Below are 13,479 nucleotides of genomic sequence, written 5' to 3'. Positions count from 1 at the left end.
TTTTATAGATCTACTTTCAAAAATAAGACCAATCTGGTAAAGAAGCATTCGTTGGAGTAAAAACCATTTTTTGATTTTTCTTTACTAAATCTACTAAATATAATTTAGAGTTGCTTGGTGATTCTGCGTTAGTAAAGATAATTTCTCTGCCATTTGGTAGCCATGCCGGAGATTCAATTTTATGCCCCTCTGAAAGCAAGCGCTCTTCTTTGCCATCTGGCTTCATAACTCCTATGTAAAATTTTCCTGACTGAATTTTTGTAAAAGCTATCAGATCTCCTTTTGGCGACCAAACAGGTGTAGCATATCTTCCATTTCCAAAACTAATTCTCTTGGGTTTTTTGCTTTTTTTAGTGAAATCTATGATATATATTTGCTGACTTCCACTTATATCAGAACTAAAAACCATGTACTTTTGATCTGGAGACAAAGAGGGAGAAGTACTTATAGCTGAACCTTTAGTAATTTTTTTTGTTCGTTTGCTGCTTAAGTCTAGAGATAATATATTTGTTTCACCACTCAATGAGTGGGAAATAAAAAGAGATTTACCATCAGGAGAAAATCTTGGTGCAGAAATAACTCCTTCAAATGCGCTGATTATTGATTCAGTGTTATCTTTTAAATTTTTTAATATTATATAACTTTTACCATTTGTGCATGAGATATAAACAATACCCTTTCCATTTGGTGAAAATCTTGGTGTTGACACAAATTTCTCACCATTTGTTAAGTACTTTATATTACTTCCATCTTGATTCATCACAGCAATTTTACGGACGGATTTGTAATTGCTATCTTTTTCTTCAGCGATATATGTAATTTTTGTATTGAAATGCCCTTTCTCACCAATCAATCTATCATGTATCACATCTGAAACAAGATGACTAATTTTCCTCCAGTCTTTTGCTAGAAAAACAACCGACTGAGTAAGCAATTCTCTGTTTGTAAAGCTGTCAGATAAACGAAAAGATAGCTCTAAATTTCTGTTTGATACTTCACTTAAACTTACTGTGACTACAGTATCGCTTTTCCAAGACTCAACTTTCGTGTTACGTTTCACATTAAATAAGCCACAATTAGATAGATTTGTTTCAATTACTTTTGTGATGCTTTCACTTAGCTCACTTTCCACTTCTGTCTTGCATGCACATTTAGATACAACAAGATCAATATTACCAATATTGCTTTTTTTTATATCAACATATAAAACAGCTTTTGTGGAATAAGGAATAAATAACGAAATAAATAACACCAGTTGAACGAATAGCTTCATTAGATTTCTTGCATTACCTCCTGTCATCTCAGCAAATAGCTTACTTTTGAAGTTAAACTGCATGACAGTAGAGTAAATCAATTTCTGCAGTACTTGACACTGGAATCCAGAAATTTGACTGCAAGTAAGTGCACTGAGGTGGCAAGCATAAAAGTAGTTGTTTTATGCTAAAACAAACGTCTTTGACAAGGTTGCATGAAAAACTGGATCCCAGTGCTCTGACACTGGGATGACATTTTCCTGATGGAGATTGCTCTAAAACTACAATGTTCATACAATTGTATGCATGGGCATTGGGACGACACCCTTCTGGTAGATTCAAATCACAATGTTTGTATAGTTGTGTGATCTGACACTGATTTTTTTTTACGGATTCCAGTATTGCATGCTGAAATAACATCAAAGAATACATTGTTAACTTCTTACTCAAATAATGGTTAATAAAAAGAGGTGTATTTCTATACCTGTTCTATCTGGACTTCAATTATAGGTCTTTTTAGTAAATATTCTTTTAAGATACTAAATATTGAGCTCTCAATTTTATTTCTTATTTTTTTTATCGGCTGTGAGTCAAATGCTGACTCAACCTTCTTTATGATCTTTTGCATAATGGCTGCATCTTTTTGCGCTTCGAAAACACCAGGTGCAAATACTTTTGGCTTAGCAAGCAGTTTATTTTTCTTATTTACAACTGCTGTCACTACGATAGCTCCGGCATCTCTCATTCTCTCGCGCATTTTTATAACGCTGCATTCTGGATGACGGAGTAACATACCATCAATACCAAAGTAGTCGACATCAATGGAGCTAACTTTTTCCCCATTTTCCAAATTAACAATATCACCTGGTGCAATCATTATTGCTTTTTTCACACCGCACTCTTTAGCAAACTTTACATGTGCATCCGTATGAAGATACTCACCATGAACCGGAATAGACATCTTAGGTTTTATCAAAGAATACATTTCCTTTAGCTCTGCTTTTACTGGATGTCCGGAAGCATGAACATTTTCTGTTTTTTCAGTAATAACTTCCACTCCCATCTCAATAAAGGCATTGAGCATGTTATGTGCACGAGTTTCATTGCCAGGAATGATTTTTGATGAAAAGATCATGGTATCACCTTGCTGCATTTTAAATGCTTGATGACTCTTAGCGGCAAGTCTTGCGGTAGCTGCCAGTGGCTCACCTTGACAACCTGTGCAAAGTAGCACCAGTTCTTCCCTTGGAAAATTTACTGCTTCCTTTGCTTCAAGAAACTCAGGAGAATCAGTTAAATAACCACTATCCTGCGCAACTTTCACTATTCTCCATAAAGATCTGCCAAGTAAAACCACTTTTCTATTTAGTGCTTTTGCAGCTTGGCTTATTGTTTCAATTCGCGCCACATTCGAGGCAAATAGCGAGACAGCAACCAATTTTTTAGACCGCTTTATTATATTGTAAATATTATCATAAATTTCACTTTCTGACTCAAGGTGATGCTTGCTTAATATATTGGTTGAATCGCAAATTGCTGCAAGCAGGTCACCTTTATCGCCAATTTCTTTTAGACGCTCCATATTAGAAGTTAATCCAACAACAGGTTTTGGATCGAATTTCCAGTCTCCGGTATGGAGTGCACTACCCATTTCAGTGCTAATTAATATTGAATTTGCTTCAGGAATTGAATGAGTTACATTTATAAACTCGACGGTAAAAGGACCCAAATTTATGCTGCCATTTATGTCTACCTCTTTCACAGGCACTATACCTTCCAATCGAAATTCTTTTAGTTTCTCTTTAAGAAAATTAACCGTAAACTTTGTTGTATATATGGAGCACTGCAACTCTTCCCACAAGTGTGGCACTGCACCGCAGTGGTCCTCATGTGCATGTGTAATTATTATTCCAAGTAAATCTTTTTTTCTTTGAGCAATAAAATCTATATCAGCAATGAGCAACTCAACACCTGGCATAGTTTCATCTGCAAAACCAACACCAAGGTCGATCATAATCCACTTACCTTGGTAATGATATAGGCTAACATTCATCCCGATTCTTCCTACTCCCCCAAGCGGAAGAAATAAAAACTCATTTTTGTTTATATTCATTAAATTTAAATTATTAAAACCTGAGGATAGCAAAACTTCGACCTTAAATAAAGGAATTTATCACTTTTGCATAACTTAAAAAAATCTTTTCACTAAAAGAGAAGGCTTTCAAATTGGTAAAAAGAATTAAGTGTAGACAGCTACCTCTTTATATCATTTAGCAAATTTCTCATTTTTTTTTACTTTTTCAAAGAATCCTTCAGATTTCTGCTCTACACTTTCATGTTCCTCTTCCTCAAGCGCTTTTAATAGCTCAATCTGCTTTTGGGTTAAATTCTTTGGATTTAAAGTCTCAACTATTACCTGTACGTATAAATCACCACGAGCATGTGAGTTCATATATGGCATACCCTTTTCCCTACAACGTAGTTTGGTACCAGTTTGAGTGCCTTCAGGGATCTTTACTTTTATTTTAGCTCCATCAATTGATTGAATATCGATTTCACCACCAAGCACTGCTAGTGTCATTCTTATAGGCACTTTACAGTGTAAATCTGCTCTATTGCGAGTGAAGATCTGATGAGTAGCTATTTTCACACATACGTATAAATCTCCGCTTTTTCCACCTCTTGCTCCAGCTTCTCCTTTACCACTGACTCTTACCTTAGCTCCTTCTTCTATGCCTTTTGGAATTGAAACGGAGATATTTACTTCATCTCTTTTACGCCCACTTCCACCGCATTTCTTACATTTATTTTGTATTATTTCTCCTTCCCCATAGCATGTAGTACACGTTCTTTCAATGGTAAAAAAGCCCTGTTGAGTTCTAATTCTACCGCTTCCCTGGCATGTGTTGCACTGAACTGGTTTGATTGCTCCTTCGCTACCTGCGCCTTGGCATGTATTACATTTTATATTTGTCACATAATGTATAGGTGCTTGTATTCCTTTAAATGCATCTTCTAAGGTAATTTTAAGGTCGTAGCGCAGATCTGCTCCAGATACTCCTGTTGTACTTCTTTTTGTTCTTGACCTACTTGTACTGCCGCCGAATCCTCCACCAAAAAAATCGTTAAATATATTGCTAAAATCCCCTCCAGCTTGGCTGAAATCAAATCCACCGGAAGCACCATCGTGACCATAACGATCATAACCTGCTCTTTTTTCAGAGTCAGATAGAACTTCATATGCAGCTGTTACTTCTTTAAATTTTTCCTCTGCTTCCTTATTACCAGGATTTCTGTCAGGATGATATTTTAATGCTAGTTTTTTATATGCTTTTTTTATCTCTTCAATACTAGCATTTCTGCTCACTTCTAGCAGATCATAGTAGTCTTTTTTGTTCATATATAATAGCTCAGTATTTTACCTTTAAAGATAGGTATTACATATATGAATTTCAAGTATGACCTCTATTTCCTATAAAATATGGTGCACCCTGAGCGACTTGAACGCCCGACCTTTTGATCCGTAGTCAAATGCTCTAATCCAACTGAGCTAAGGGTGCTTGCACAAAGTTGACTTTAACAGATTTTGTAGCTTATTTCAATTGATTTAGCTAAAAATAAAACTCTTATCATGTATGAAACCTGTAAGAAATTGTACTAGCTCTCTTAAAGGATAACTTAAGTTAACAGTTTTCAATTATTTTGATTTTAGAACCGCTATCCGAATAAGTGCTTTTCACATTATACTGCCAAGCTGCTAACAAATAGCGGAATGACGGTTATAGTTAAATCTAAACTATTTTGGCTATATCAGAAGACGGGTTATGCAGAAACCTTAAAATACTTCTTGCTTGCTAAGGAGAATAAATACATTCCTACAAACAAGCAGATACTCAATATCGATGCATAGGAAAACTTGAAAATTAAATCTTTAATATATCTTGATAAGCATTTACCTGCAGAAATTTTGTATAGTAGTCCAACACAAACAATCGTACTATCAATGACTGATGCTATAATTAAAGTGATGAAATTTGCCATATGAAAATTCAATTTGGACTTTAATTTTTTTAAAATAACTATGCTTGAGAGAAGAGAGACTAGAATTGCAGTATATGAAACCAATATTACCAAACTAAAATTTTGCAATTTAAAAAGACAGCATATCACTGTACACACTATTAAGCTGTAAGTAGCTTTGCTTCTACCATGAAACTCAACCATTGAGTTTACAACTAAAGTAGCTCCCACAAATAAGGTAGCACATATCATTAATTTATTTGAAGTGTTAAGTAAAGAAAGACTGATAAGCAAGAGTATTGATAAAATGGACATAATCACCTACCCAAATTTAATAACATGCATTTATTTTAATCAGACATTACACATAATGAAAAATTTGTCTAGCATAATCAAAAGTTATTTAAACTAGCACCTAAGTCTTTCAAATCTATTCTTATAATATCCTTTATATTGAGAGCTTTCTCCTCTGTCACTTTTCCAATACATGAAAAAACTATACCTTTAAACAATTCTTCAAACTTCCGCTGATTTTGCGGGGCAATGGTTACTAATATTCTACTTTGCGATTCAGAAAACATTATTATCTTGTTTATTATGTCTGTATTTTGTGTTTTTCCTATTGGTACTAGTGAAAGATCAATTTCAGCACCAAGGTCTCCTGCAATTAGCGATTTTGCCAGAGCAATAATTAAGCCGCCTAAGTTTGGTGCAATTGCAGAGACAATTATACCATCTTTTATTGCCTGGTTGTAACGTTCATACAACTTCCTAGCGCTCTTTGCATCAACTTTTGGCACGTTGTTATTATCTATTCCACTATATAACTGATATTCAGATCTACCAAGCTCATCGTGGGTTGTACCAAGCACATATATCAAGTCCCCTGGCATTTTCACATCAAGCGATACCGCATTTTCAATATTGTCTATAACTCCAATTGCTGAAATGAGTAATGAAGGTGGCGCAGATATCGTTACTTCCTTGCCATTTTCATCATACCCTTTGAAGTCGTTAAACATACTATCTTTTCCAGATATGAATGGCGTTTTAAATGCAGTTGCAAAGTCGTAACAAGCCTCTGCAGCTCTCTTTAGTTGCCACAACCTTTCTGGATTATAAGCATCGCACCAGCAAAAATTGTCGAGCAACGCTAGATGATTTATATTTCCTCCTGCAGCTACGTAGTTGCGTATTGCAGTGTCAATTGCACATGCTGCCATGTGATAAGTGTCAATTTCTCCATAACTTGAGCCAAATCCCTGCGATTTTACAACACCTTTGTTTGAAGAAAGGACTGGCCTCGAGACAACAGCTTCACTGCACACTCTTCCCTTGCCTTGCAGTGGTTTCAGTATTGACGATCCTTGAACCTCATGGTCATATTGCACCACTATAAACTCTTTGCTGCGTATGTTTGGTCTGCTTAGCATTTCTTTTAGTGCAAAGGTGTCATTCCAGTGCTTGACACTGGAATCTATCTCAAGCTCAACTCTGCCATCGCACGTATTTTGACATAAAGTTTTAGATTTATTTGCAGACAAAGCCTGCTGGATTTCAGTGTCAAGCGCTGGGATGACAGGAGAGAATTCTGGAATGATAGCGTATGGGTTAGATTTTCCAGACCATGGCTTTGTTTGTAAATGCACTTTGGGATTACCGTCATGCAGAAATTCAGTTTCGATGTCCATTATTACTGCCCCTGGGGGACATTTAATAACGGCTTTGCCACTTTTGTTGAATTTTCCAATTACACAGACCTCCACATCATGTGTTTTCATGATTTGCTTAAACGCAGGAAGATTTTCTTCTGGCACTGCTAAGGTCATTCTCTCTTGTGATTCTGATATCCATATTTCCCACGGAGCCATACCCTCGTTTTTAAGGAGAACCTCGCTCAAATCAACTTCAAATCCGTCTTTTCCCATTTCACCAATGGACGATGATAGACCGCCTGCTCCATTATCCGTTATTGCATTATAAAGACCAAGATCTCTTGCTTCTACGACGGCGTTGGATAATTTTTTTTGTGTTATAGGGTCACCAATTTGCACAATTGTTGAAGGGCTGTTTCCCGACAATGCCTCTGAAGAAAAAGTTGCACCGTGAATTCCGTCCCTTCCAACTCTTCCACCAATAATTACGATTTTATCACCGTTTTTGGGTTCTTTTATGTGTGAAGGTGCATTATTTATATTCCGTGGAATAATTCCGATGCTTCCAACAAAAACTAATGGCTTTCCACAGAATCTATCGTCAAAGTATACTGATCCAAGTTGCGTTGGAATACCGGAGCAATTACCAGCAACATTAACACCGTGAATCACTTCTTTCATTATATATTTTGGTGGTAAGATTTTATCAGTACGCTCTTTATCTCTATAAAGTTTGCCTTTTGATTCTTTGGCAAAGCAAAAGTAATAAGTATTCATGATAGGTTCTGCACCTTTGCCAAAACCGACTATATCTCGGTTAACTCCAAGCACTCCAGTCATTGCTCCACCGAACGGATCGAGAGCTGAAGGACTATTGTGAGTTTCAACTTTATCTACAATCAAGTAATCGTCATCAAAAATTATTCCTCCTGCGTTGTCGGAGAAAACTGACACGCATATGTTAGAATTTATCTCACGCGTTGCACGCTTAATATAATGAGCATATAGACCGTCTTTTATTTCATCAATAGGGGAGCAAAAAATATTGTGTTTACAATGTTCAGACCAAGTCTGTGCCAGAGACTCAAGTTCAATATCATATGGATTTCTACCGAGTTTTTTAAAGTAATCCTTTATAGCTTTCATTGCTGCCAGCGAGAGCCCTAAAGTGCCATTACCATCGATTCCATCTCTGCTGATTTTTTCAAGCTCTTGGTCACTTACATTGAGTTTGACAGATTTTGCTCTATTATTACCTGGTGTCATCCCAGTGCTTGACACTGGGATCCATTCTTTTTTTTCCTGGTCAAGCACTGGGATGACACCAGGTGGGGTATTTGGTTTACTGTAATACTTCCAATGGCAATTGCCGTTTTCTTTATAGACAAGTGTGCAATATTCAGTAATAGAATTGAATTCCTGTTTTATGTCATCTTCGGTTGGAAAACCTCCTTGACTTAGAATCAATTTTGAACTTCTTGCCTTGATAGAAACACTTTCATCAATGTGGCCTTTGCTCATTAGATATTCTCTAACAATTTGTTTTGCCGTGTTGCCTACGTTATCGGTCATGCCAGGTAAAAAGCTTATCTCCAAGCCCCACTTTGCTTGTGATTCTATGAAGTTATATTGAACTTCTTCAAGGTTTTCATTGTAGGAATAATAACGGCAGTCTTGTATGACTTTATTATAAAATAGCTCACAAATTTCTTCATGTAATTTTGATGGTAATTCTTTGCTTATGTAAATCAAGTAAACATTAACTACCCTTCTGCGGCCAACTTGTTCACATTTATTAAAAACTTCTATTCTGATGTTTGCCATGTAATATTGTGAAAGACTTTAATATATCATAGCATAAGAAACTGCGAGCACATTTATATTTTAAATAATTTCTATACAATAAAAGTGTTGTATTAATTGTTACTGTTAGTGGGAAGAGTTTTTACTGTTAATGTGAATGAGTCCCTTTTTGATGTGCTGGTTCAGCACATATTTTCTGAATATGAAAGAGAAAAAATTCCCGAGATAAAGATCATACTTCCCTGCAAGAGGGATGTGATAGCATTGCTGAGTGCATTCAAGAATTACAGAACTATAATTTTGCCAGAGATAGTTTCACTAGAAAACATTGATGAAGAAGATTTAATATTAAATCTTGATAGAGTTAAAGTTATTAACCCGACAAAGAGAACGCTGCTACTCATTCAATTTATATTGGAGTGGAATAAAAAACACAATGATAATTTTCCAATCGATCTAGTTTACAGTTTGCCGTCATTACTTCAATATACCCAAATAGCGGATTGTTATCAGCTTGATGAGCATTCGAAGAAAATGGAGAATTTCATAAACTTACTTATCAAAACTTGGAATAACACTTTAAAAAATTTAGGATTAGTAGATATACTAAAGCATAAGAGTGACTACATAAACAATATGATAGCCTCCCTGCAGAAAGATCAGCATATGATCTTTATTGGAATTGGGAAGGAGGAGATTTATAAGTTGTTGATTAAAGCTGTATACGACCTGCCATTTGGAAAGATAATTTTACCTAATCTGAATTTGAAAATTAAAGAGAAAGATTGGCAATCACTTGATAAAAAACATTATCAATATTGCCTAAAAGATCTGCTCGATTATTTAAGTATAGGCAGAGAGGATGTAAGTTTTCTGCCAGAAGCGTGTTCTCCAGTGCCCAGACACTCGGATCCAGAAAACTTAACTTTAAATGAGTGCACCAGGTGGCTGTACAATAGAAACTGGATTCCAGTGTCAAGCACTGGAATGACATCATCTACTACTCAAATTACCTGCAAATTACAATGTTCGTACACTAAAAATCAGAGGTCTGGGATGACAGGCAGTCCTGAACTAGATTATGTCTTTGATACAACTGCCGATCTAAGTAAAGTTAGTAATGGATATATTGGCAATATTGAAGTCATCACTTGTGATTCCAGAGAGGAAGAAGCACAGGTGACGTCACTAATTATAGAGAATGAAGGTTATGAAAACGTTTCTTTGTTTGTTTTTGATAAATTACTTGCAGTTCGTATGGTGTGCCCCATATCGGAAAACTGTTCTTATGTGACGCTTCTGCTTTATAGTATTGAGATTTTGAACTCAAAATGGAACGGTGTGGCATTGCTTTCTCTTCTTAAACATAGACTAGTGACTTTTGGTTACGCTCAAGAAGAGTACACTCGTATTTTATCTGAGTTTGAGATAGAAGTATTGCGTAGCTTTGATATAAATGGTCTTAAGGATATTATCAACGCTATTAGTACTTGTAAAAAGCTAAGATATAAAGAAGATATATTAATTATTATCAGTAGATTAGAAACTATATTTAATCTTTTACTTAATCTTACAAATTATCCTATTTCTGATATAGCAGCAGCTCATTTACAGTGTGTTAATGTGCTTTCTAATGTGAATTTTCTAGAGCTAAATGGTGAAATAGGTAATTTTACTCGTGATTTCTTAAATGCATGTGACGGTATAGCAATTGAGTGTTCCTTAGAGTTATATAGTCAAATCCTGATATTATTTTTAAAAAGGAAGTTTTTTTCTCCAGAAAATAACTTTGATAAATTTAGCTTATATCAAAATAAAGTTGTAATACTTGCTGGATTTAATGATATACCAAATTTTCAGAATCCGTTTTTGAGTGCACTGAATAGAGAAAAATTTAACCTTCCTTCTGTGCAAGAAGAGCAAGGGTACTTTTTGTATACTTTGCGCAATTTATTTGGTGCCGGCAAGGTTTATATTACGAGGCTAGTGAGTGATAGAAAATCAATTCTATTGCGCCGTTTGGAAGTTCTGTTACAAGAACCAAAATATCCTTATCGCAATTGGCTAAGAATATTAAATACACCTGAGTGCATTGTTCCATGTGCTCAGCCTATGCCAAAACCTAAAACTGAAGTGAGGCAAGCAAAAATGCAAGTGATATCTTGCAGTGCAATAGAAAAGCTAATTCGTAATCCTTATTCGTTTTACGTTGAATATATACTGGGCCTTAAACAATTAAGAGACTTGAATTTTAAGCCATCGATATTGGAATTTGGCACTATGGTACATAACATTCTTGCAAGATATTTACGCAACAAAAAGTTACCAATGAGTATTGCACGAGAAGTGTTCTCAACTAGTCAGTTTAATTTTTCAAATATGTGGTGGGTAAGGTTGCAGAGGATAATTCAATCTTTTGTTGAGTTTGATAGGACTAGAAACAATCAAGTTGAGTTGGAGAAGAGCTTTTCCTATCCGATATTTCATATTCCAGCGCGTGACACACAACTGTGCGGATGCTGTACAACTTCCACTAAGAATAAGGGTGTCATCCCAGTGCTTGACTACTTGGATCCAGAAAATTTGATTGCAAATGAACACACCAGACAATTGTGTAATAAGAGCTGGTCAGATACTCGAATGACAGAAGAAATTTTATTGACAGCAAGATGTGATAGAGTTGAGTATCTACCAGGTGGGCAAGTAGCAATTATAGACTATAAACTTGGTTCACCACCTTCCAATGAGGAAGTTATGTCAGGATTTTTCCCGCAATTAATTTTACAAGCTTTAGCCGTGGAATACACAACAAAAAAAGAAGTCTCGGAGCTTGCTTATTGGAAACTTGATTATGATAAAATAAAGGTTATTGCTTTGAAAGATTATAGACAAAAAATGCATGAATTTCGGAATATTCTACCAGATTTCTTATCTAATTATTTAAGAGATACTACTCCCTTCATTGCCTCTCCTTATTTTGATAAATTCCTGAGATTTAACAGCTACAAACAACTAGAAAGGATAGGGGAGTGGTTATAAATTATATCTCCTCTCATCCAGATCAAAATAGCTGGTTGTACAGCTGGTTTACTAAGTGCAGTAGGAGAATTACTAGATTGTTATATAGATTCATCTTTGCTAGATTCAAACAACCATAAAAAAACACTAAAAAGTGATTCAATCAATTTTAGCCATTAAAACTTGAATAGTGGCTAAAATAGCTTTAAACTGTATATTTATTTAGAAGGGGTATATGCTATCACAAAAACAGCTAAATGCGCAGCTAATTGATGCTGCTGAAGAAGGTGAGCTAGGTTTTGTTCAGCAAGCCATACAGGATGGAGCAATGATTAATACAATAGATGATGATTATGGGAGAACTGCTTTAATATGGGCTTCCAGAAATGGTCAATTAGAGATAGTACAATACTTGATAGAAGAGGGAGCAAATATTAATGCAGAATCTCCGGGAAACATAACTGCTCTAATTCATGCTGCTAACCATGGTCATCTTGAGGTAGTACAACTTCTAATAGCAAATGGAGCTAATTTAAATGTGAAACGTAAAGGTCAATTCTCTGCCCTAACATATGCTATTGTAAATGGCCATACGGAGATAGCAAAGCTTCTAACTAGATATCATTTAATAGCTAATCTTGATATGTCAATACCTCGCTTGCCTCATCCTACTCAGATACCAGAATTATCATCTTATTGGTATGACTGTAAGGATGAGCTCAATAAAATGAAGGAAGAAGATAGTGAATTATATAATTTTCTTGTAAGTAAGAGAATTAATGAACAGGTAAGAATTTGGACAGAGAGTGAGACAATACAAAATATTTCACAAGATAGATTAAATATAGAATACTCAATCTGTGCTAAAGATTTAACAGGTAAAATAGAATTAGTGATATTTTTTCTTAACAACAGGGAAATAATCAATTCTTTATCGCGGTATTATAAGGTAAGAATTCAAACAATTGATCAGGTAAAAAGGCTATTTGATCGTTTCACAAGAGAACATGTAGAGCTTGAAGTAGAAATTGTTCCAGCACAATTAAACTTTAATACTCAAGAGTTACAACCCCCTAAACTAAAAACATTATCATTTGCACAAATGATTAACAATCATGCAGGATTATTTTCAGCTGCCGAAAATGGTCAATTAGAAACAGTAAGATACCTGATAGAAAAACAGAAAGAAGATATTAATTCAACAGATCACTATGGAAGAACTGCTCTAATGTGGGCTGCTGGAAGTGGCTATTTAGAGGTAGTAAAGTACCTGATAGAAACAGCAAAAGCAAATGTTAATGTGAAAGATGGCTATGAAAACACTGCTCTGAATTATGCTACTAGAAACAGGCATTTAGATGTAAAAGAATATCTGAAAAGTCATATACAAAAAGAGCTACGGAAGAAATACGTCTGCATTGGTGTGAGTGGTACAATAGGTTATGTTGCAGGTATGACAATATCATGTTCTGCGGGAGCAGCGATTGCAATTTGTGCAGCATCAGCTACCATTAGTCTAGCGTTAGGTGCAATTTTTGGTTATACAATTGTAGAAGTAAAAAAAGAGAAAGCAAACACAGGTATAGTTTCTGCACTTAAAGATGTTTTCACTATTCAAGCTCTAAGTAGAATACCTTATAGAGAGTGAAAGTAGGTTTATTGCTTAAGGTTTCATGATTGCCTTAATAACAATAAAAAAATAATAGAAGCAAAAGATATGGCTTGAAAGT

Annotated in this window: 7 protein-coding genes and 1 tRNA gene; 2 read left to right on the top strand and 6 right to left on the bottom strand. The window is 35.3% G+C overall.

The window, feature by feature from the left end; translation table 11 throughout:
- Nucleotides 1-16: 16 nt before the first annotated feature.
- The 6 genes from ABWU64_RS04130 to ABWU64_RS04105 form a co-directional block, all read right to left on the bottom strand.
- On the bottom strand, nucleotides 17-1,273 hold the full coding sequence (locus tag ABWU64_RS04130; protein ID WP_353279858.1) for a protein TolB: 1,257 nt from the start codon (nucleotides 1,271-1,273) through the stop codon (nucleotides 17-19).
- A 458-nt stretch (nucleotides 1,274-1,731) separates the two neighbouring features.
- Complete coding sequence (locus ABWU64_RS04125; RefSeq protein ID WP_353279345.1) at nucleotides 1,732-3,366, bottom strand: ribonuclease J; 1,635 nt, start codon at nucleotides 3,364-3,366, stop codon at nucleotides 1,732-1,734.
- A 153-nt stretch (nucleotides 3,367-3,519) separates the two neighbouring features.
- A complete protein-coding gene (dnaJ, locus tag ABWU64_RS04120) occupies nucleotides 3,520-4,653 on the bottom strand; it encodes a molecular chaperone DnaJ (RefSeq protein WP_353279343.1) in 1,134 nt (377 codons plus the stop codon).
- Between the two features lie 82 nt (nucleotides 4,654-4,735).
- A tRNA-Arg gene (locus tag ABWU64_RS04115) sits at nucleotides 4,736-4,813 on the bottom strand.
- A gap of 262 nt (nucleotides 4,814-5,075) precedes the next feature.
- The gene (locus ABWU64_RS04110; protein WP_015588585.1) at nucleotides 5,076-5,588 is read right to left on the bottom strand and encodes a hypothetical protein; all 513 of its coding nucleotides are present in this window, start codon (nucleotides 5,586-5,588) and stop codon (nucleotides 5,076-5,078) included.
- 77 nt (nucleotides 5,589-5,665) lie between these two features.
- Nucleotides 5,666-8,752 carry a phosphoribosylformylglycinamidine synthase subunit PurL gene (locus ABWU64_RS04105; protein WP_353279341.1) on the bottom strand — a complete coding sequence of 1,029 codons (3,087 nt, stop codon included), beginning with the start codon at nucleotides 8,750-8,752 and terminating at the stop codon, nucleotides 5,666-5,668.
- Nucleotides 8,753-8,860: 108 nt separating this feature from the next.
- Between ABWU64_RS04105 and ABWU64_RS04100 the strand changes: the two genes are divergently transcribed.
- Together ABWU64_RS04100 and ABWU64_RS04095 are read left to right on the top strand one after the other, a co-directional pair.
- Entirely contained in the window at nucleotides 8,861-11,770 is a 2,910-nt protein-coding gene (locus ABWU64_RS04100) for a PD-(D/E)XK nuclease family protein (RefSeq protein ID WP_341815940.1), read from the top strand.
- A gap of 214 nt (nucleotides 11,771-11,984) precedes the next feature.
- Nucleotides 11,985-13,397 carry an ankyrin repeat domain-containing protein gene (locus ABWU64_RS04095; RefSeq protein WP_341815941.1) on the top strand — a complete coding sequence of 471 codons (1,413 nt, stop codon included), beginning with the start codon at nucleotides 11,985-11,987 and terminating at the stop codon, nucleotides 13,395-13,397.
- Nucleotides 13,398-13,479: the final 82 nt, after the last annotated feature.

Source organism: Wolbachia endosymbiont (group B) of Xanthorhoe designata, from assembly GCF_964028585.1.
Classification (GTDB): Bacteria; Pseudomonadota; Alphaproteobacteria; order Rickettsiales; family Anaplasmataceae; genus Wolbachia.
Note: the sequence above shows the minus strand (reverse complement) of the source record. Positions and strands in the feature narration are given on the sequence as shown.